Below are 19,859 nucleotides of genomic sequence, written 5' to 3'. Positions count from 1 at the left end.
TCCGCCTTCGATGCCCGCCGGTAAAGTTGACGCTTACGCGTCGCGGCGTTGCATCAGCACGGCCCCCGAGACCATGGCGACCGCCACCCAGGCGAGGTAGACCGCGAAACCGCTCCACGGGCCCAGGGAGCCACTGCTCTGGCCGGACACGAGCAGTAAGCCGGCGTTGGTGGTGAAGTATTCGGACACGGTCCTGCCCCACGCGCCCGGGAGCTGAGTCGACAGCGTGGGCAGCACCAGCATCAGCGCGATGGCCGACACGATCGCGCCCGGCGTGTGCCTGATCAGCGTGCCCAGGCCCAGGCCGAACAGTCCGCACGCGGTCAGGTAGAGGCCGGCGCCGAGCGCGAACCGCACCACCTCGAGCAGGTCGATCGACGGCGGCTGGATGATCGCCACGCCGACCCCGATCGCGCCGGCCGCCGCGACCGTGCAGACGACCATCGAGACCGCGCCGAACAGCACGATCTTGCCGGTCAGCAGGCTCAAGCGCTTGGGCACGGCCATGAGCGAGGTGCGGATGCCCCCGGTGCGGTATTCGCTGGAGATCACCAGCACGCCCAGGGTGGCCATGGACAGCGCGGCGATCATCGTGCCGGTCAGGGCCAGGACGATCGCCTCCGCGCCGGGGATCGGCCCGGTGGCCATGCTCTTGGCCGAGGCGCTGATGAGGGCGGAGAAGCCCAGCATCAGCCCGCCGGTGACGGCCAGGGTCCACATCGTCGAGCGGACCGAGCGGATTTTGGTCCATTCGGACCTGAGGATGTCGATCATGAGGTGAACTCCAGGCTGTCCTTGGTGAGCTCCATGTAGGCCGCTTCGAGCGAGGGCTGCACGAAGGTCAGCTCCTCCAGCGGGATCCCGGCCCGTGCGGCGACGGTGCCGATCTCGAGGGGGCTCATCGCGGTCACCCGCAGGTGGTCGGGATGCGACTCGCCCACCTTGATCAGCTCGGCCACCTCGGCCAGCCGGGGCGAGCGCACGCGTACGTACCCCTGCGAGCTGCGGCCGATGAATTCCGCCACGCTCGTGTCGGCGATGAGCCGGCCCTTGCCGATCACGATCAGGTGGTCGGCGGTCTGCGCCATCTCGCTCATGAGATGGCTGGAGACGAACACCGTCCGCCCTTCGGCGGCCAGTTTGCGCATGAGCGTGCGGACCCACAGGATGCCGTCCGGGTCCAGCCCGTTGACGGGCTCGTCGAAGAGCAGGATCTCCGGGTCGCCGAGCAGCGCGGCGGCGATGCCCAGCCGCTGCGACATGCCCAGGGAGAACCCGCCGACCCGCCGCTTGGCGACCTCGCGCAGGCCGACGATCTCCAGCACCTCGCTCACGCGGCTGTCGGGGATGGCGTTGCTCTGCGCGATGGCCAGCAGGTGGTTGCGGGCGCTGCGCCCGCCGTGCACGGCCTTGGCGTCCAGCAGGGCGCCCACCTTGCGCAGCGGATGTCTCAGCTCGTGGTACGGCTTGCCGTCGACGAGCACCGATCCGCTCGAGGGGCGGTCGAGCCCGAGGACCATGCGCATGGTCGTGGACTTGCCTGCCCCGTTCGGCCCCAGGAACCCGGTCACCTGGCCGGGCTCGACGTCGAACGACAGGTCGGCTATCGCGACGACCCCGCCGTAGCGCTTGCTGAGGTTCGTTGCTCGGATCGCGGTCATGATCCAAGCGTGCCGTCCCGGGCGTTCGTTTTCGTCATCCCCAGGGCCGGTTCTCGGGCGAGGGCTCTAGGCCCCTGGTCCTACCCCTCAGGTCGCATCGGGGTGTGCGTGAAGACCTTGCTCGTCCAGGAGCCGACGCGGGGGAGCGGGGCGTGCTCCTGCTGCTGTCTCTCCCCCCTGTGGGGGAGGAGTCTGGCTCGCTGTGGGGAGTCATGCCCGATGCGCGGACTCTACGGTCACAGTCATGGTTGATACTGATCGCCCGCGCAAGTGGCCGGCGTACGCGGTGGCGGTGCTGTTCCTCGGTTACGCGGCGGGGAAGGCCGCCTTCGCGCTGCAGGCCCGCCTCGGGTTCCCGGGCGGCCCGCCCGTGTCGGCCGCCGAGGCGGAGAGCTATTTCCTGGACGCGGCGACCGCGCAGTGGTTCGCCACCGCCTCCGGCGTGCTGGGCGCGTGCGTCGCCCTCGCCACGGTCACGGCGCTGGGGCGCAGGGTGCCGAGAGTGCTGATGCTCTTCGTGCTGGCCGGGATGCTGCTGGCCGTCGGCGGTGGCGCCGGGATCATGATCGTGGACGGGTTCGTCGGCATCGGTGTGGGCTGGCGGTGGTACCACGGAGTCCTGGGAGTGTTGGTGATCGGCCTGTTCGCGGAGATGCTCCGGTCCTATGCGGCGGCGACGCGGCGTGCCGCGGGCTGACAGGGCGTCACGGGGCCGCGGGAGGCTCCGCGGCGAGAGGTGGTGCGGGCACGGGCGGGGCCGGCTCGGCACGGGGATCGGCGAGGTCGTGGGCGGAGCGGGCCAGCCAGATCACTCGGGCGGGGGTCCCGTCAGCGGCCCGCGCAGACTCTGCCACAGCGCCCAGGCGCCCGGAAGGCCGGCCGCGACCAGGACGAGCGTGTTCACCCACGTCACCGCGACGTCTTCGGCCACCTCCGTGAAGAGGGTCAACCGCCACAACGCGCCGAGGTCGCCGGTGCAGCCAGGAAAGATCAGCCAGCCGCCGCCAGGAAGTCGATCAAGGATTCCGGGCCTTGACGGCAGGCTGATGTGCACTTTCTCATCATCCAGTCGTGTACAAAGCGTTGCCGTACAACTACCGTTTGTGATGAACGATGGTCGTCCGCATAACCACCAAGGAGGTTCCAGTGCGTACATACCCCCGTAGGATCGCCGCCGCCACGGTGATCGCCGCCATCGGCGGCATGACCCTGTCCGCCCCGGCTCACGCTGTCGTCGATCCCGCGACGATGAAGAGCCTGGAGTCGATCACCAGGATCGATCCCGTGATGATGGCCAACTGCACGACCGGTGGTGTCGCCAGCCCCACCGGCGCCCTCGCCGTCCCGCCCGAAGTCCCGCTCGTGGGCTGCCTCACCCTCTGATCCGCCCATCTTCCGGAGCGCTGGGCGGCACGGTGATCGCCGAGGCGTGCGGGCGGGCCTCGCGCGCGCCGCCCAGGCCCGGAAGCGCCGGGCACTCGTCAGGAGCTCCGCTGTCGCGGCAGGTCAGAGCCTGGGATCCGCCGTCTGGCGGGCGACGACGGCCCGGCCCATGGCGGGGTCGTCGCAGAAGGCGCCGTCGACGCCCTCGGCGAGCAGCCGGTCCAGCCAGCCCATCACATCGCCCGTGGCCCGCTGGTACACAGGGCTCGCCGGGTTGCCCAGCCGGTGGTCCAGAGGCAGCTGGGAGTTCTCGTTCCGTACGGTCCACACGTGGACCTTCAACCGCCGGCGGTGCGCGTCCGCGACGAGCGTGGTCGGCTGCTGGAGTCTGCCGTCGGCGTCCACGGGGATGACGCGCCGCGTGTCCACACCGATCCCGTCGGCGTACGTCGCCACCTGACGCAGCCCCTCGGGCTTGACCATGTCGTCGTAGGTGCGCGAGTCGCCCGCCGCCGCCCAGTCGTAGGGGGCGCCGCCCTGCGTGATGAGCTGGATCAGCGGCAGCCTGGTCTTGGCACGCAGGTCACGCAGATTGGCCGTCTCGAACGACTGGATGAAGACCTTGCGGACCCGGTGCTCCTTCAGCACCTCCAGCAGCGGCTCCTCCAGCGACAGGCCGATCGAGTCGAAGTAGGTCGGGTGCTTGGTCTCGGGGTAGACGCCCACGCCGTGCCGCTGCGCCAGCTGCACGACCTCCTCGAACGTGGGCACCCCGGCCAGCCCGTCGAAGGCGGCGTTGTCCGGCCGCAGGTCCGGGACGCGCTCCTTGGCGCGCAGCGTCCTCAGCTCGGCCAGCGTGAAGTCCTCGGTGAACCAGCCGGTGACCTGCCTGCCGTCGATGGTCTTGGTCGTGCGGCGGTCCGCGAACTCGGTCCTGGCGGACACGTCGGTGGTGCCCGAGATCTCGTTCTCGTGCCGGGCCACGAGCACATGGTCCTTCGTGGCGACCAGGTCGGGCTCGATGTAGTCGGCGCCCATCGCGATGGCGGCCTCGTACGACAGCAGGGTGTGCTCGGGGCGGTGGGCGCTGGCGCCGCGATGCCCGATCACGAGCGGTGCGACGCCGCGGCGCTCGGCCGTGGCGGGAGTGGGCTGGGACAGCACGACGGCGACCGTGCCGCCCATCAGGACGGCGAGCGCTCCGGCGGCGAGCTTGCGGATCATCATGCGCGTACGGTAGGCCGCCCGGGTGGCCCGGGGGTTACGGCGCGATGGCTGGTTATGGTGCGGGCTCCATCACGGTGAGAGCCGGCTCGGCGCTCCGTGCCGGCGGTATCCGCCGACCGTCTCATTTCCCTGTCGGCCATGTCCGGGAATCGCGGACACCGGGCCGGGATGCCGATTGGTGTGCGGAGTGTTCCCGGAGTGCGGAAGGACCGTGGCCAATCGTTTGAATTCGGCTTCGATAGTGTGGTCCGCATCGTGATGATCCGCCGACGGGATATCGGCCGGATGACAACCCCGCGACGAGGTCCTTTGCCGCACCGGGCATCGAGGGCACACCGAACCGTTTCGGCGCTAGCCTATCGGCCCTGACTACGACGGCGCACCGACAACGCCCAAAGATTGAGGGGTACGTGGCGCCGTGCGCGGGATTGGCTCACCAGTGCTGGTCAGCGCCCGATGAGATTGGCCTTGAGTTCGTGTGGGCGTATGAGGCGGAAGGCATCCGCCGGTGACGCGCTAACGCGGTTCCGCCGTGAGGCCGGCTCACTATGCCGTGCGGAGTTCGGCGCGGCTGTGACTGACTTCGAGCTTCAGTGGCAGTTCGCCGCCTTGATTGGCGGGCACTAAGGTCTTGGGTGGCGCTTGTTCTACTGAAGAGCGCTACAGTAGCCAAAAAATCCTGACGAGCGTGGAGTTCGAACATGGCTAAGCGGATTCAAGAGATTTTCATTGACGACCTCGATGGCAGCCCGATGGAGTCGGAGAACATCGTCAAGTTCGGTCTCGACGGCGTCGCGTATGAGATCGACTTGGGGGAGAAGAACGAGGAAGCCTTGCGCAAGGCGCTGTCGCCCTTCATCACCAAGGCTCGCGCGGTCAGGAGTGAGCGGGCCGGGCGAGGCCGGCGCGGGGCGGTCGGCTCCGCTCGTGCCCTGAGCCGGGAGAAGTCGGCCGAGATCCGGCAGTGGGCCAGGACGCAGGGCCTTCCGGTGAGCGAGCGCGGCCGGATCGCCTCCACGGTGGTGGAGAAGTACGAAGCGTCCCACTAGGGCACGGGCGGAAGCTTGGAGAGCCGCCTCAGCTGGGCGGCGTGCTCCTTGTTCCTGCTGCGCGCCGGGCGCAGGGCACCCGGCGCGCGAAGCAGGCGAGAATCATGAATCTACAATGTAAAGGGCGCTGGCTCGCTCACTCGGTGACCGAAGCGAGAAAGCCGGCGTAGGCGACGTTGACCGATGCGCATGAGCGCCGGCATCGGGGCACCGCAGACACTGCGGACGCCACCCGGCACTGATCTCCGGCTCGACGGCGACATCCGACACCGTCATGACAGTGGCTCTGACGGCACGAGAGCTCTGACGGCACGAGCTCTCACTCGGCCGGGCCGTGTTTCGGTGCCGCACGGACGTGCGCGCGTTCGCCTTGTTTGCCGATGAGACTCAGGTGCTCGACGGGACCGGCGCTGGTGGCTCCGAACCAGTGCGGGGTGCGCGTGTCGAACTCCGCCGCCTCTCCGGGCTTGAGGATGAGGTCGTGCTCTCCGAGGACCAGGCGGAGGGTTCCGTTGAGGACATAGACCCAGTCGTAGCCCTCGTGGGTGCGCAGGTCGGGTTCGTCGTCGTCGCTGCCGGCCGGCAGGACGAACTTGTAAGCCTGGATCCCCCCGGGTCTGCGGGTGAGCGGCATGATGACCGAGCCGTCGCCACAGGGGATGGGACGCAGGTTGACGCGGGGGTCGCCGGTCGGCGGCGCATCGACGAGCTCGTCGAGCGTGACCCCGTGGGCACGGGCGAGCGGAAGCAGCTGCTCGAGCGTGGGACGTCGCAGGCCGGCCTCGAGCCGGGACAGGGTGCTGATGGAGATGCCGGTCTCTGCCGCGAGGTCGGCGAGCGTGACGTCGCGATGCAGCCGAAGGCGTTTCAACCTCGGGCCGACGGCGTCAAGGGTGCGGTCAATGGCTTCGTCCACCCCGCCATTTTGCCATTTGGCAACAGGGTTTGCACATCCGCCCGCCCTGTCAGCACGATGGCGGCGTGCGGCGGCGTCCAGGCGCCGGCCACCGCCGCACATGATCGGCTCGGAGTGGCAGATCGTCACCGCCGACGAGCACCCGCGCACGCTGACCGGCCGCGCGGGGACCGGGCGGTCCCCCTCCACGACGTCGTCGTCCGCGCCACCCGACACCGCTGATCATCCGCTCCGACAGCGCCTGCCCGAAAGGAATGCCCTTGAGCACGAACCGGTCCTCAGCCACAGAGGCCCTCGGCCCGATCGTCCGAGACCCACGACAACGACGTACGATCCTGGTCGGGGTCTGCGTCGCGCTCATGGCGGTCATCGCTTCGATGTCCGGGCTGAACGTCGCCCAGCCGGCGCTCGCCGTCGAGTTCGACGCCTCGCAGACCGAGGTCCTGTGGTTCATCAACCTCTACACCATCACTCTGGCCGCGTCGCTCCTGCCGCTGGGCGCGATGGGCGACCGGTGGGGCCGCAGGCCGATGCTGCTCGCGGGCCTGCTCGTCTTCGGAACCGCGAGTGCGGCGGCCGGCTTCGCCACGTCGTCCGAGATGATGCTCGCCGCACGTTTCCTGAGCGGCGTGGGCGCGGCGATGATCATGCCGGTCACCCTCGCGGTCATCACCTCGACCTTCCCGGACGAGGAACGTTCCAAGGCGATCGGCGTGTGGACCGGCGTCGCCGGCGGTGGCGGCATCCTGGGGATGTACCTGTCGGCCGTCCTGGTCGACCTGGCGAGCTGGCGGTGGCTTTTCGTCCTGCCGGTCGTGCTCGTCGTCGTCGCCCTCGTCCTGGCGCTGCGATCCATCCCGGACTCGCGGGAGGCGTCAGGGCACGGGTTCGACGTCGTCGGTTCTCTGTCGTCCGTGGTCGCGGTGGTCGGGCTGGTCTTCTTCCTGCACGAGGGCCCCGAACGGGGCTGGACCGCGCCCGCGACGCTGGCGAGCCTCCTCGTCGGCCTCGTCGCCGGTGCCGGATTCGTGGCATGGGAATTGCGCCGGCGGGCTCCGCTTCTCGACGTCCGCCTGTTCCGGGAGCGGGGGCTCGCGAGCGGTTCCGTGTCGCTCCTGACGGTCTTCGGCGTGCAGGCGGGGATCTTCGTGGTCCTCTTCCCGTACTTCCAGGCGGTGCTCGGCTGGTCCGGCCTCCGCTCCACCCTGGCGTTCATGCCGATGGCGCTGCTGATGATGTTCGCCTCCGGCCTCGCCCCGCGCGTGGCAGCGCGGATCGGCGGCCGCTCGACGATGGCCTCAGGGATCTTCCTGGGGGGCGCGGGGCTGGTCCTCATGGCCGCCTTCGTCTCCGTCGACGGCGGCTACCTCTCGATCCTGCCCGGCATGCTCGCCATGGGGCTCGGCATGGGGCTGACGATGACACCCTCCACCGAGGCCATCACCAGCGCCTTGCCGCGTGCGCGTCAAGGTGTGGCGTCCGCGCTCAACGACGTCACCCGGGAGTTCGGCTCGGCGCTCGGTGTCGCGCTGCTCGGCGCGGTCCTGACCGCGGGCTACCGCGACGCCATCGACTCCCGGCTCGCCGGAGTGCCCGACGCCGCCGCCGACACCGCCCGCGAGGGCATCGCCAACGCCCTCGTGGTCGCCGACCTGACCGGCCCTCAGGCGTCGGCGCTCGCCCGAGCCGCCCGGGAGTCCTTCGTCGACGGGTGGCAGCAGGCCATGTGGGCAGGCGCGGTGGTCATGGCGGTCCTGTTCGTCTACGTTCTCGCGCGGGGTCCGCGGCAACGGCGATCTTCTGGCGGGCCTACCGGATCATGAGGCGCTTGATGCGGCGGCGCTCTCGTGAAGCCGTGTCACCGCGCGGGCGATGAGGTCGCCACGGCGTTGATCCTGGCGGGCGTGCACGACGATGCGCCGCAGGATGGCAGGGCGGACGATCGGCCTGGCGACGAGTCCGTCGGGGAGCTCCGCCACGGCCAGGCGCGGCAGGACGGTGACGCCGATGCCCGCCGCCACCAGCCGCAGCGCCGCCCGGTGATCGTCCAGGCGGGCGGCGTGGCGTGGCGTGAAGCCGGCGGACCTGCAGGCGCTCAGGACGATCTGCCCGATCGGGCTGTCGTAGATGTCGTGATCGACCCAGGGTTCGGTCGCGAGGTCCCGGAGAGCGAGTTCGCGGGCGCCGACGAGCGGGTGCGTACCGGGGAGCACGGCGACGAGCTCCTCGACGGTGAGTTCGTGCCGCCGGTAGCCGTCGAGGTGCACGTCGGCGCCGTTGGCGGGCTCGGTCCTGATGTCCAGGTCCGGTCGCCGGCGGCCGCGTCCGTCGACGGGTTCGTTGAGGCTGATCTCGACGGTGAGGTTCGGCTGGTGCCGGCGGACGGCCCGCACGACTTCGGGTATCCATCGTTCGGCCGCGGAGGCGAAGCAGGCGATGGCCAGATGTTGCGCCTGGCCTCCCCGCAGGTCCGCGACGACGCGATCGAGGCGCCCGAAGTCGGCGAGCAGCGACTGGGCTTCGTCGGCCAGGTGCCGTGCGGCCTCGGTGGGGCCGATGCCGCGTCCCTGCTTCTCGAACAAGATCAGGCCGGTCTCTTTCGCCAGGGCGGTCATGTGCTGGCTGATCGTCGCGGGGGAGTAGCTGAGGTTCCGGGCGGCGCCGTTGATCGATCCGGCCGCCAGCACCGCACGCAGGATCGCGAGGCGTCGCGGGTTGAGCATGGTGCCGACTGTAAGGCAGTGCCGAATGGTATGTCGCATTTGTTTGCTTGTTACGACTCTTGTGGCGATCGAAGATGGCAGCGAGCACGACATTCGGCGTCGGTCAGAGAGGTTGACGATGGACACCACGTTCTGGGGCGAGGCGGACCGGCTGCTGATCCGCTACGGAGTCGGCTTCACCCCGAGGATCATCGAACGAGCCTCCGGCGTGCACGTCTTCGATCGTGAGGGCAGGCGGATCCTCGACTTCACCTCCGGGCAGATGAGTGCCATCCTCGGCCACGCGCACCCGGACATCGTGGCGACGGTCTCGTCCGCGGTCGCGTCGCTGGACCACCTCTTCAGCGGCATGCTCAGCGCTCCGGTGCTGGAGCTCGCCGACAGGCTCACCGCGACGCTGCCTCCCGCCCTGGCCAAGATGCTGCTGCTCACCACGGGGGCCGAGGCGAACGAGGCCGCGATCAAGATGGCCAAGCTCTCCACCGGCCGCTACGAGATCGTCTCCTTCGACCGGTCGTGGCACGGCATGACCCAGGGGGCGGCCTCCGCGACCTTCTCGGCCGGGCGGCGCGGTTACGGTCCGCCGACGCCGGGGAACCTCGCGCTGCCCGCGCCGAACGCCTACCGTTCGCCGTTTCGCTCCTCCGACGGGTCGTACGACTGGGAGACCGAGCTCGCCTACGGCTTCGCGCTGGTCGACCAGCAGTCCGCCGGGAGCCTCGCCGCCTGCCTCGTCGAGCCCATCCTGTCCTCGGGCGGGATCCTCGACCTGCCGCCCGGGTATCTGCGCCGTCTGAAGGAGATGTGCGACGAGCGCGGGATGCTGCTCATCCTCGACGAGGCGCAGACCGGCCTCGGCCGCACCGGGGCGATGTACGCGTTCGAGCGCGATGGGGTCACCCCGGACATCCTGACGTTGTCGAAGACCCTCGGGGCCGGGTTGCCCGTGGCGGCCGTCGTGACGACCGCCGAGATCGAGCAGGTCTGCCACGAGCGGGGCTTCCTCTTCTACACCACGCATGTCTCCGATCCGCTGGCGGCCGCGGTCGCGGTGACGGTCCTGGACGTCATCGACCGCGAGAACCTCGTCGAGCGCGCGGCGGAGTTGGGCGATCAGCTCACCGGCCGGCTGCTGGCGCTGCGCGACGGGTACGAGGTCGTCGGTGACGTTCGCGGCCGTGGCCTGCTCCAGGGTGTCGAGCTCGTGCGGGACAAGAAGAGCAAGGCGCCCGCCGACGCGCTGGGCGCCGCGGTCACCTCGGCCTGTCTCGACCGAGGCCTTCACATGAACATCGTCCAGCTGCCCGGGATGGGGGGCATCTTCCGGATCGCCCCGCCTCTCACGATCAGTGACGACGAACTGCACGCCGGTGTGGACATCCTCGAAGCGTCTCTCAAGGCGGTGCTCGACGCCGCGGCGCCCGTCAACCCATGAGCCGACGTGCGGGAACCGCCGGCCGAGGCCGGCCCAGGGTCAGCCCGGCCGGCTCGTTTCGGCGCCGTAGCGCAGGCCGTCGATGAGGAGCGCGACCATGCGCCGGCTGTATGCGACCCCCTCGTCCGTCACGGGCAGGCACAGGTTGGCGACGGCGTACAGGAGGTCCTCGGGGCTGATGCCGGCGCGGATCTCGCCGCCGGCCGTCGCGGCTTCGAGCAGTGAGCCGAGGGTGGGCGCGAGCCGCCGCATGAAGTAGCCGGGCAGGGCGTCGAAGGCCGGATCGCCCGAGTGGAGGGCGGTGGCGAGTCCTCGTTTGGTCGCGAGGAACTCGGTGTACCGGTGGAGCCACCTGGCGAGCGCTTCCCCCGGCTCGTACGCCGCGGCCAGGGCCGGGGCGGCGTCGGCGCAGGCGTCCACCTCGCGCTGGAACACGGCCTTGACGAGGTCCGAGCGCTGGGGGAAGTGCCGGTACAGGGTTCCGACTCCGACGCCGGCCAGATCGGAGATCTCCTTGGCGGGGGCGTCCACGCCCGAGGTGCCGAAGACGGCCTTCGCCGCTTCGAGCAGGGCGTCGACGTTGCGTCGCGCGTCGGCGCGCAGCCGGCGCGGCGCCGTGTTCTCCGTCACGACAACTCCTTCGCTTGCTTAACCGGAAAGCTTTTCCGTATAGTTCCGGAAAGGCGTTCCGTTTAAGTTCAGGATACGTCATCCAGCGCGATCTCAGGAGAAACGGCATGCGGTACCGCACCCTCGGCCGGACCGGCATCAAGGTCAGCCCCTATGCTCTGGGCGCCATGATGTTCGGGGCCATCGGCAACCCCGACCACGACGACTCGATCCGCATCATCCACCGAGCGCTGGACGCGGGGATCAACCTCGTCGACACCGCCGACGCGTACGCCCACGGAGAGTCCGAGGAGATCGTGGGAAAGGCGCTCAAGGGGCGTCGCGACGACGTCGTCCTCGCGACCAAGCTCCACCTGCCGATGGGTGACGACCCCAACCGGCGAGGCAACTCCAGACGCTGGATCATGACCGCGGTCGAGGACTCGCTGCGCCGCCTCCGGACCGACCACATCGACCTCTACCAGATCCACCGGCCGGACCCCGACACCGACATCGAGGAGACGCTCTCCGCGCTCTCGGACCTGATCCACAGCGGTAAGGTGCGGGCGATCGGATCGTCCGCGATGCCCGCCTCCGACATCGTCGAAGCCCAATGGGTGGCAGAGCGGCGCGGCCTGGAACGGTTCCGCACCGAACAACCGACCTACTCCATCCTCAGCCGCGGCATCGAAACCGAAGTGCTGCCCGTCGCCCAGCGCTACGGGATGGGCACGATGGTGTGGAGCCCGCTCGCGCAGGGCATGCTCACCGGGCGCGTCCGCAGGGGGCAGCGGACCGACCTCCGCCGCGCCGCCCACTTCAAGCACCTCAGTGACGAGCGCCGGCTCGACGCCGTCGAGCGGATCATCCCGCTCGCCGCAGAGGCGGGCCTGCCGATGACCCACCTCGCGATGGCGTTCGCGATCGCTCATCCCGGCGTGACCACCGCGATCATCGGGCCGCGCACCATGGCGCAGCTCGACGACCTGCTGGCCGGCGTCGACGTCACGCTCACCGACGAGATCCTCGACCGGATCGACGAGATCGTCCCGCCCGGCACCGACGTCGGCACGCTCGACATGGCCTACCTGCCCCCGGCCCTGCAGCGCCCGGCCCTGCGCCGCCGCCCCGCCGATGACCGTGTCGCCGCATGACCGGGCCGCCGCATGACCGCGCGGGCGCCCGGACCCGCGCCCCTCAGGCAGGCGCGGCGATCTGTACGCGGTGGGCGCCGCCGTCGGAGAGGAACGACGCCAGCGCCCGCCCCTGCTCGGCCACGGCGTCGCGGTCGGTCCGGGAGAAGGTGCGCAGCGGCGCGACGGTCACAGTGCCGGTCCCGGTCTCGACGGTCCAGGTCGCGGCCACCCGGCCGTCGACCAGGACGACGCGCGCACCGGCCACCGACAGACCCCGGTGGGCCTGGTCGATGATCCGGCCACGGTCGTGGTAGCCGAGGATCACGTTGTCGAACGCCGGCAGGAACCGTACCGGAGCGGGTGTGCCGGGGTCGGGGCGCGGCGCGTCGGGGAGGTCCAGCAGTTCCCGGCCTCGCTCGTCGCGGAAGGTGACGAGCTCGTCCCGGATCGCGGCCACCGCGCCCGGCAGCCCGGCGAGGCCGCACCAGGCACGCAGGTCGGCCGAGGCGGCGGGTCCGAACGCGGCCAGATAGCGCCGTACCAGCGCTTCACCGACCGGGTCGGAGCCGTCCGGGGACGGCGGGTCGATCTCACGTCCCAGCCAGGAGGAGAGCGGGACGTTGCGCACCCCCGCCCGCGCGCGCCACACCCCGCGCGGCGGCAGCTGCGCCACCGGGACGAGCGCGGCGATCACCATTTCACCCAGCGCCCGCGGTCCGGGCGCCGGCCAGCGCCCGGCCAGCTCCCGCGCGACCTGGCTCATCGAGCGCGGCTCACCGTCGGCCAGCAGCGCCCGGCCCGCCGCCGCGAGCTCGTCGAGGTCCACCCCGGCGAGCTCGTCCCGGTAGACCCCGAGCACCCGCTGGCGCAGCATGGCGTCGTGCCGGGACCGCCACGCCAGGACGTCCTCGGCGGTGACGAGGTGGACCGTGCGGCGCATGAGGTGGGTCCGCACCACGCTCCGCCGGATCAGCAGATCCGACAGCACCGCCGGGTCGAACGCGCGCAACCGCGACCAGAGCCCCACGAACGGCTCCTGCGGTTCCTGCGCCTGTAGCCCGCACAGGTGCCCGACGGCGTCGAGAACCGGCAGGTCGGCGCGGTCGAGCAGCAACTGCCGGGCGAGCGTCGCGCGGTTGAGCGCCCGGTTGCCCAGAACGGTCATCGGTCACGCCGCCGCGCGCTCGCCGGCCGATCGCCGGCGCAGCGCCGCCCGCGTGACGGCCGGCGGGTCGTACGACACGTCGAGCGGGCCCACGTCGGTCCCCGGAGGCACGATCTCGTCGATCCTGTCGAGAATGTCATCATCGAGGATGGTATCGGCGCCGGCCAGCAGGTCGTCGAGCTGCTCCATGCTGCGCGGCCCGATGATCGCCGCCGTGACGCCCGGGTGGGCGACCGCGAACGCCATCGCCATGTGGGTCAAGGGCACTCCGGCCTCCTCGGCCAGCAGGGCGAGCCGCTCGACGGTCTCGTGCGTACGCTCGTCGGTCATGTGCCTGGGCACCCAGGCCATCCGGCGCTCGGGAGCCTTCCGGTCCTTTCGGTGACGGCCGGTGAGCAGGCCCATCCCGAGCGGGCTCCACACGAGGGCGCCCAGGCCGTAGCGCTCGCAGACGGGCAGCACCTCCCGCTCGATGCCGCGGTTGAGGAGAGAGTACGGCGGCTGCTCGGTGCGGAAGCGGGCCAGAGCGCGCCGCTCGGCCACCCACTGAGCCTCGACGATGTCCGAGGCGGGGAAGTTCGAGGTGCCGATGGCGCGCACCTTGCCACTGCGCATCAGGTCCGTCAGCGCGGAGAGGGTCTCCTCGATGTCGGTCCGGGGGTCGGGGTGGTGGATCTGGTAGAGGTCGATGTGGTCGGTCCGGAGGCGGCGCAGCGAGTCCTCGACCGCGGTGACGATCCAGCGCCGGGAGTTGCCTCGCCGGTTGGGATCGTCCCCCATCGGACCGCTCACCTTGGTGGCGAGGACGACGTCGTCGCGGCGGCCTTTCAGCGCCTTGCCGACGATCTCCTCGGTCTCGCTGTAGGCGTACACGTCCGCGGTGTCGATGACGTTGATCCCGGCGTCGACGGCTCGGTGGATGATGCGGACGCAGTCGTCGTGGTCGGGATTGCCCACCTGGCCGAACATCATCGTGCCCAGGCAGTAGGGGCTGACCTGTATCCCGGTCCGCCCCAAAGGTCGCATTCTCATTCTGGTCGTTCCCTTCGAGCATGTGGTGATCGCGGGCGCGGCGGGGGGGGGGGGGGGGGGGGGGGGGGGGGGGGGGGCCCCCCCCCCACCACGCGCGATGCTCACCCGCCGTATTCGCTCACCACGTCCAGGACCCAGACGACGCCGAAGCGGTCCTTGAGCATCCCGTAGAGCGGCGCCCACTGCGCGGGCGCGAGCGGCTGCACGATGGTGGCTCCAGCGGACAGTTTCTCCCAGTACGTGGTGATCTCGTCCGCGGTCTCACTGCGGACGGAGAGGAAGAAGGAGTTCTCCCCCTGGTCCCACGGCAGGTGCGAGGGCACGTCGTAGGCCATCACGTGGAAGCCGTTACCGGCGAGCACCTGCCCCCACATCACCTGATCCGCCTCGGCGGGGTCCTGCACGCTCCCGGCGTCCTTGTACGTAATGACGGCGAGGTCCCCACCGAACACGGCTTGGTAGAACTCCAGCGCCGCACGGGCGTCGCCCCGGAAGTTCAGATGGGTCACGGACTTGACGGCCATGGATGGCTCCTGTGCCTCGATTGTCGATCGGTACGCCGTGGTCCGGCGCAAGACGACAGTCGCAGGGGTAGAGGACAGGATGTGGCCGCTACTTGGGCCAAAATGGAGTCATGCCGAAGACCTCAGCGCGCCTGCTGGCGTTGCTCTCGCTGCTCCAGGCGCGCCGGGACTGGCCGGGAGCGCTGCTCGCCGAGCGGCTGGACATCAGCCCGCGCACCGTGCGCCGAGATGTCGACCGCCTGCGCGAGCTCGGTTACCCCATCATGACCTTCAAGGGCCCCGACGGCGGATACCGCCTCGACGCCGGCACGGAGCTGCCCCCGTTGCTGTTCGACGACGAGCAGGCCGTCGCCCTGGCCATCGCCCTCCAGATCGCCACCACCGCCGGCGCCGGCATCGAGGAGGCCGCGGCCCGCGCGCTGAACACCGTCCGGCAGGTCATGCCCGCACGGCTGCGCCACCGGATCGACACCCTCCGGGTCACGGCCGTCGAGCGGCCCGCGCTCCGGCCGGATCCGCAGGTCGACAGCGGCGTGCTCATGGCACTGAGCGCCGCCGTGCACGCTCGCGAGGTGCTGCGCCTCGACTACGCCTCCTCCTCCCCGCAGAGCGCGGAGGAGGAGGACGCGCGGACCGCGCCGCGCCGCGTGCAGCCCCATCACCTCGTCACCTGGGGCGGGCGCTGGTACCTCGTCGCCTGGGACCTCGACCGCGAGGACTGGCGCACCTTCCGAGCCGATCGGATCACCCCCCGCACCCCCACGGGCCCCCGCTTCACCCCGCGCGAGGTGCCCGGCGGCGAGGTGGCCGCCTTCGTGGCCGCCAGGTTCAGAGGCGCCGGCGACTCCGGCGACTGGCCCTGCCGCGGGGAGGTGATCCTCGACCTGCCCGCCGCCGCCGTGTCCCACTACGTCCGCGACGGACTCGTCGAGGAACTCGGCCCGGACCGCTGCCGGCTCACCCTGGGCTCGTGGTCATGGCCCGGCCTGGCCGCCGCCATCGGCAGATTCGACGCCGACATCGAGGTCGTCGGCCCGGCCGAGCTCAAGGAGGCCTTCGCGCACCTGGCCCGCCGCTACGCCAAGGCGGCGGATCCTGAGGAGCGGCCGCACGGCTAGGCGGGAAGCAGGCCGAGGAGGTGGGCGGTGGCGGTGAGCAGGGCGGCCAGGGCGGTGATGACGGCGGCGATCGTCGTCGGTGCGACGTCGGAGAGCCGGCGGATCGCGTAATAGGTGAGCCAGAGAACGGCGAGAATGACCAGTGCGGCGCTCAGAAGGGGCAGCTGGGATGGCATGTGATCCCCCTTTCGTACGAGGGGAGAAGAGTCCCCTTTGGCTGCTTTTGAAGAGCTATATCGACCCTGTCCGCAATCGCATCGTTTGGTAATTGATCGACTACTCAGCGTCGATGTTGGCACTCTACTGCCCGAATGCGGAAACAGCCCTTCACTGCGCCACGCGACATGCGAGAAATTCTCTAGAGTCGCCTTCGATTGATTAAGCGAGTGGTTCGCGGCGTGGCGGTATGTCCAGGGCACGGGAGACGGCGGCGACGATCGAGGTCGCGTGGCCGGGGAGCTCGCGCGCGGCCCAGCCGGAGACCTGGTTCAGGAAGCCGGTCAGGTCCTTCTCCGCTCCGGCCAGCAGATGCCGCAGCTCGGCGGCGGTCACCTCGATCACCGGGCTGTCATCCTGTTCGCCGTCGACGGTCAGGCGGACGGTCTCGCCGACGCGTTCGACCGTCGGGGACGGATCGTGGCCGAAGTCGTAGGAGAAAGGGGCCGGCCCGCCGTCCAGGGCCAGGGACCAGTTTCGCCAGTCCTCCAGGCCGATGCAGCAGCCCGGCAGCAGGACGATGCCGGTGGCGGTGTCCGTGACGCGCAGGCCGCCGGCGGCGAAGAGGTCGTCCATCGTGAGCAGCCCGTGCAGGAAGGTCGCGACCGGATCCGCGGGGCGTGGCAGGGCGCCGGCCGGGGGATCGACGTGGTTGCACCCGGCGATGCTCATCACCGCGGTGCCGACCTCGGCCGGGCTGAGCTCGCCGCTGAGCGGAAGGTGGTCGTAGGACTCGGCCTCGGCGACCGGCCAGAGGGAGAAGCCGTCGGAGGGGTGGGCCTCCAGGACGGGCTGCACGATGATCACCCGCCCAGTCTGCCGCACCCCGGCGTCGGCCCGCCTCCTTCGGCCTGCCTGAACGGGCCGCGCCCATGGGCCGCCTTTACCGGCTCGCCTCAAAGGGCCGCCCGCTGCCTCAGGTCGCGGATCGGGCCGTGCGAGGCCTTGCCGGTCTCCGGTGAATGCGGGCAAGCATGCGAAAGGTAGAGTTCTGGCGGATCTGGGCGGACACGGGGAGGCATGACCAGTGGACGACCGGCTCGTGGTCGTGATGGCCGTGGTGGGTGGGGCGGCGCTGCTGTGGCTGCTCGCCCTGGCCGCGCTGGCGATCGCCCGGCCCCGGGGTAACCTGCTCACCGAGGCGATCCGCCTGCTGCCCGACCTGCTGCGGCTCATCTCGCGCCTGGCCCGCGACGCCGGCCTGCCCCGCCGGGTGCGCATCCGGCTCTGGCTGCTGGTGGCCTACCTGGCGCTGCCCATCGACCTGGTGCCGGACTTCATCCCCGTCCTCGGCTACGCCGACGACGCCATCGTGGTCGCCCTCGTGCTGCGCTCGGTGGTGCGCGGCGCCGGGCCCCAGGCGCTGGAGCGCCACTGGCCCGGCACCCCGGACGGGCTCGCCGCCGTCCTGCGTCTGGCGGGGCTGCCCTCCGCCTGAGCACCCGGCCGAGAGGACACCGTACGGGCCGTACGGTGTGAAAGCTCACCGCGACCGGAGGAGTTGACGAGACCACCCGGCTGTGCAATCATGAACGTGGCACGGTGGTTGACACCTCCACTATAGGTGGACACGCGTTTCTATACGCGTTATGCTGCTGCCTTGCGCCGTCTTTCGACGCCCCGGGATTTGGCCGGGGCGTTTGGCATGCGCGCAGTTCGATTCCATCCGTGCCTCCGGAAGGACATTTGTTGGCAGCCTCGCGCAACGCCTCCGCCGTACCCGCCGGTCCCAGTCGCGTCTCGTTTTCGCGCATCCAGGAGCCCCTCGAAGTTCCTGACCTTCTCGCCCTGCAGACCGAGTCTTTTGACTGGCTGCTCGGTAACGAGAAGTGGAAGGGCCGGGTCGAGGCGGCTCGTCAGGCCGGTCGCAAGGACGTCCCGACCCAGTCGGGTCTCGAAGAGATCTTCGAAGAGATCAGTCCGATCGAGGACTTCTCGGGGACCATGTCCTTGTCGTTCCGCGACCATCGATTCGAGCCGCCGAAGTACTCAGTCGATGAGTGCAAAGACAAGGACATGACCTTCTCCGCCCCGATGTTCGTCACGGCGGAGTTCATCAATAACGCCACTGGTGAGATCAAGAGCCAGACGGTGTTCATGGGCGACTTCCCGCTCATGACGCCGAAGGGCACGTTCGTCATCAACGGCACCGAGCGTGTCGTCACCTCGCAGTTGACGCGCTCCCCGGGCGTCTATTTCGACCGCAGCATCGACAAGACCTCGGACAAGGATTTGTACGCCTGCAGGGTCATCCCGTCGCGGGGTGCCTGGCTCGAGTTCGAGATCGACAAGCGCGACAGCGTCGGTGTGCGCATCGACCGTAAGCGCAAGCAGGCCGTCACGGTGCTTCTCAAGGCGCTGGGATGGACCACCGAGCAGATCGTCGAGCGGTTCGGCCAGTACGAGTCGATGCGGGCCACCCTGGAGAAGGACCACACCGCCGGTCAGGATGACGCCCTGCTCGACATCTACCGCAAGCTGCGGCCGGGTGAGCCGCCGACCAAGGAGTCGGCGCAGACCCTGCTGGAGAACCTCTACTTCAATCCCAAGCGTTACGACCTCGCCAAGGTGGGTCGCTACAAGGTCAACAAGAAACTCGGCGTCGATGCCGAGATCACGCGCAACACCCTGACCGAAGACGACATCGTCGCCACGATCGAGTACATCGTCCGCCTGCACGCGGGCGAGGAGTCGATGCCCGCGGCCGAGGGCGCGCCGACCGACACGGTGATCGTCGAGACCGACGACATCGACCACTTCGGCAACCGCCGGCTGCGCAGCGTGGGCGAGCTCATCCAGAACCAGGTCCGCCTGGGCCTGGCCCGGATGGAGCGGGTCGTGCGTGAGCGGATGACCACGCAGGACGTCGAGGCGATCACGCCGCAGACTCTGATCAACATTCGCCCGGTCGTGGCGTCGATCAGGGAGTTCTTCGGCACTTCGCAGCTGTCGCAGTTCATGGACCAGACCAACCCGCTGGCCGGCCTGACGCACAAGCGCCGCCTGTCCGCGCTGGGTCCTGGTGGTCTGTCGCGTGAGCGGGCGGGCTTCGAGGTTCGTGACGTGCACCCGTCCCACTATGGGCGGATGTGCCCGATCGAGACGCCTGAGGGCCCGAACATCGGCCTGATCGGTTCGCTCGCGTCCTATGGGCGGATCAACGCGTTCGGTTTCGTGGAGACGCCCTACCGCAAGGTCGTCGACGGCAAGGTGACCGACCAGGTCGACTACCTGACTGCGGACGAGGAGGACCGTTTCGTCAAGGCGCAGGCCAACACGGTGCTCAACCCGGACGGCACGTTCGCCGAGAGCCGGGTGCTGGTCCGCACCAAGGGTGGTGAGACCGAGCTGGCGCGTGCCGAGGAGGTCGACTACATCGACGTGTCGCCGCGTCAGATGGTGTCGGTGGCCACGGCGATGATCCCGTTCCTGGAGCACGACGACGCCAACCGGGCGCTGATGGGCTCCAACATGCAGCGTCAGTCGGTGCCGCTGCTCAAGAGCGAGGCGCCGCTGGTCGGCACCGGCATGGAGTATCGTGCCGCGACCGACGCCGGCGATGTGATCAGCGCGGAGAAGGCCGGTGTGGTGGAGGAGGTCTCCGCCGACTACGTCACCGTGATGAACGACGACGGGACCCGCACCACCTACCGGGTGGCCAAGTT

21 protein-coding genes are annotated in these 19,859 nt (G+C 69.9%); 9 read left to right on the top strand and 12 right to left on the bottom strand.

Annotation, left to right across the window (positions count from 1 at the left end; all coding sequences use genetic code 11):
* Nucleotides 1–33 precede the first annotated feature (33 nt).
* A complete protein-coding gene (locus ACIBQX_RS00105; protein WP_396999125.1) occupies nucleotides 34–774 on the bottom strand; it encodes an ABC transporter permease subunit in 741 nt (246 codons plus the stop codon).
* On the bottom strand, nucleotides 771–1,661 hold the full coding sequence (locus ACIBQX_RS00100) for an ABC transporter ATP-binding protein (protein ID WP_396999124.1): 891 nt from the start codon (nucleotides 1,659–1,661) through the stop codon (nucleotides 771–773). The genes ACIBQX_RS00105 and ACIBQX_RS00100 overlap by 4 nt, the downstream gene beginning before the upstream one ends.
* Nucleotides 1,662–1,905: 244 nt before the next feature.
* Here ACIBQX_RS00100 and ACIBQX_RS00095 point away from each other — a divergent pair, with 244 nt between their 5' ends.
* The gene (locus ACIBQX_RS00095) at nucleotides 1,906–2,358 is read left to right on the top strand and encodes a hypothetical protein (RefSeq protein ID WP_396999123.1); all 453 of its coding nucleotides are present in this window, start codon (nucleotides 1,906–1,908) and stop codon (nucleotides 2,356–2,358) included.
* A gap of 111 nt (nucleotides 2,359–2,469) precedes the next feature.
* Here the strand turns inward: ACIBQX_RS00095 and ACIBQX_RS00090 are convergent, their stop codons facing one another.
* Nucleotides 2,470–2,715 carry a hypothetical protein gene (locus ACIBQX_RS00090; protein ID WP_396999122.1) on the bottom strand — a complete coding sequence of 82 codons (246 nt, stop codon included), beginning with the start codon at nucleotides 2,713–2,715 and terminating at the stop codon, nucleotides 2,470–2,472.
* 92 nt (nucleotides 2,716–2,807) lie between these two features.
* On the opposite strand from ACIBQX_RS00090, the gene ACIBQX_RS00085 reads away from it, so the two are divergent.
* On the top strand, nucleotides 2,808–3,044 hold the full coding sequence (locus ACIBQX_RS00085; RefSeq protein WP_396999121.1) for a hypothetical protein: 237 nt from the start codon (nucleotides 2,808–2,810) through the stop codon (nucleotides 3,042–3,044).
* 123 nt (nucleotides 3,045–3,167) lie between these two features.
* On the opposite strand, the gene ACIBQX_RS00080 is transcribed toward ACIBQX_RS00085, so the two are convergent.
* Nucleotides 3,168–4,271: a glycerophosphodiester phosphodiesterase gene (locus ACIBQX_RS00080; RefSeq protein ID WP_396999120.1), complete on the bottom strand. Its 1,104-nt coding sequence runs from the start codon at nucleotides 4,269–4,271 to the stop codon at nucleotides 3,168–3,170.
* 701 nt (nucleotides 4,272–4,972) lie between these two features.
* Here ACIBQX_RS00080 and ACIBQX_RS00075 point away from each other — a divergent pair.
* Complete coding sequence (locus tag ACIBQX_RS00075) at nucleotides 4,973–5,320, top strand: Lsr2 family protein (RefSeq protein WP_396999119.1); 348 nt, start codon at nucleotides 4,973–4,975, stop codon at nucleotides 5,318–5,320.
* 319 nt (nucleotides 5,321–5,639) lie between these two features.
* Here the strand turns inward: ACIBQX_RS00075 and ACIBQX_RS00070 are convergent, their stop codons facing one another.
* Entirely contained in the window at nucleotides 5,640–6,236 is a 597-nt protein-coding gene (locus ACIBQX_RS00070; RefSeq protein ID WP_397001495.1) for a helix-turn-helix domain-containing protein, read from the bottom strand.
* Nucleotides 6,237–6,595: 359 nt separating this feature from the next.
* Between ACIBQX_RS00070 and ACIBQX_RS00065 the strand changes: the two genes are divergently transcribed.
* The gene (locus tag ACIBQX_RS00065; protein ID WP_396999118.1) at nucleotides 6,596–8,059 is read left to right on the top strand and encodes an MFS transporter; all 1,464 of its coding nucleotides are present in this window, start codon (nucleotides 6,596–6,598) and stop codon (nucleotides 8,057–8,059) included.
* Here the strand turns inward: ACIBQX_RS00065 and ACIBQX_RS00060 are convergent.
* Complete coding sequence (locus ACIBQX_RS00060) at nucleotides 8,054–8,959, bottom strand: LysR family transcriptional regulator (RefSeq protein WP_396999117.1); 906 nt, start codon at nucleotides 8,957–8,959, stop codon at nucleotides 8,054–8,056. The genes ACIBQX_RS00065 and ACIBQX_RS00060 overlap by 6 nt on opposite strands.
* 118 nt (nucleotides 8,960–9,077) lie before the next feature.
* Between ACIBQX_RS00060 and ACIBQX_RS00055 the strand changes: the two genes are divergently transcribed.
* Nucleotides 9,078–10,394, top strand: a complete 1,317-nt coding sequence (locus ACIBQX_RS00055) for an aspartate aminotransferase family protein (protein WP_396999116.1) — start codon at nucleotides 9,078–9,080, stop codon at nucleotides 10,392–10,394.
* Nucleotides 10,395–10,433: 39 nt separating this feature from the next.
* Here ACIBQX_RS00055 and ACIBQX_RS00050 read toward each other — a convergent pair whose 3' ends face one another.
* Nucleotides 10,434–11,024, bottom strand: a complete 591-nt coding sequence (locus ACIBQX_RS00050) for a TetR/AcrR family transcriptional regulator (protein ID WP_396999115.1) — start codon at nucleotides 11,022–11,024, stop codon at nucleotides 10,434–10,436.
* A gap of 107 nt (nucleotides 11,025–11,131) precedes the next feature.
* Here ACIBQX_RS00050 and ACIBQX_RS00045 point away from each other — a divergent pair, with 107 nt between their 5' ends.
* Nucleotides 11,132–12,157 carry an aldo/keto reductase gene (locus ACIBQX_RS00045; protein ID WP_396999114.1) on the top strand — a complete coding sequence of 342 codons (1,026 nt, stop codon included), beginning with the start codon at nucleotides 11,132–11,134 and terminating at the stop codon, nucleotides 12,155–12,157.
* A gap of 43 nt (nucleotides 12,158–12,200) precedes the next feature.
* Here the strand turns inward: ACIBQX_RS00045 and ACIBQX_RS00040 are convergent, their stop codons facing one another.
* The 3 genes from ACIBQX_RS00040 to ACIBQX_RS00030 form a co-directional block, all read right to left on the bottom strand.
* Nucleotides 12,201–13,304: a winged helix DNA-binding domain-containing protein gene (locus tag ACIBQX_RS00040; RefSeq protein ID WP_396999113.1), complete on the bottom strand. Its 1,104-nt coding sequence runs from the start codon at nucleotides 13,302–13,304 to the stop codon at nucleotides 12,201–12,203.
* Nucleotides 13,305–13,307: 3 nt separating this feature from the next.
* On the bottom strand, nucleotides 13,308–14,336 hold the full coding sequence (locus tag ACIBQX_RS00035; protein WP_396999112.1) for an aldo/keto reductase: 1,029 nt from the start codon (nucleotides 14,334–14,336) through the stop codon (nucleotides 13,308–13,310).
* A gap of 101 nt (nucleotides 14,337–14,437) precedes the next feature.
* Complete coding sequence (locus ACIBQX_RS00030) at nucleotides 14,438–14,860, bottom strand: VOC family protein (RefSeq protein WP_396999111.1); 423 nt, start codon at nucleotides 14,858–14,860, stop codon at nucleotides 14,438–14,440.
* Between the two features lie 110 nt (nucleotides 14,861–14,970).
* On the opposite strand from ACIBQX_RS00030, the gene ACIBQX_RS00025 reads away from it, so the two are divergent.
* Nucleotides 14,971–15,978, top strand: a complete 1,008-nt coding sequence (locus ACIBQX_RS00025) for a helix-turn-helix transcriptional regulator (RefSeq protein WP_396999110.1) — start codon at nucleotides 14,971–14,973, stop codon at nucleotides 15,976–15,978.
* On the opposite strand, the gene ACIBQX_RS00020 is transcribed toward ACIBQX_RS00025, so the two are convergent.
* Together ACIBQX_RS00020 and ACIBQX_RS00015 are read right to left on the bottom strand one after the other, a co-directional pair.
* Complete coding sequence (locus ACIBQX_RS00020; RefSeq protein ID WP_396999109.1) at nucleotides 15,975–16,154, bottom strand: hypothetical protein; 180 nt, start codon at nucleotides 16,152–16,154, stop codon at nucleotides 15,975–15,977. The genes ACIBQX_RS00025 and ACIBQX_RS00020 overlap by 4 nt on opposite strands.
* A gap of 202 nt (nucleotides 16,155–16,356) precedes the next feature.
* Nucleotides 16,357–17,001: a hypothetical protein gene (locus ACIBQX_RS00015; protein ID WP_396999108.1), complete on the bottom strand. Its 645-nt coding sequence runs from the start codon at nucleotides 16,999–17,001 to the stop codon at nucleotides 16,357–16,359.
* 220 nt (nucleotides 17,002–17,221) lie between these two features.
* Here ACIBQX_RS00015 and ACIBQX_RS00010 point away from each other — a divergent pair, with 220 nt between their 5' ends.
* Nucleotides 17,222–17,632: a YkvA family protein gene (locus ACIBQX_RS00010; protein WP_396999107.1), complete on the top strand. Its 411-nt coding sequence runs from the start codon at nucleotides 17,222–17,224 to the stop codon at nucleotides 17,630–17,632.
* Between the two features lie 251 nt (nucleotides 17,633–17,883).
* Nucleotides 17,884–19,859, top strand: a 1,976-nt coding sequence (locus ACIBQX_RS00005) for a DNA-directed RNA polymerase subunit beta (RefSeq protein ID WP_396999106.1), incomplete at its 3' end; no start/stop codon positions are given.

This window comes from Nonomuraea sp. NPDC049714 (assembly GCF_044465295.1).
Lineage (GTDB): Bacteria > Actinomycetota > Actinomycetes > Streptosporangiales > Streptosporangiaceae > Nonomuraea.
This window is presented reverse-complemented; position numbering and strand designations above follow the sequence as displayed.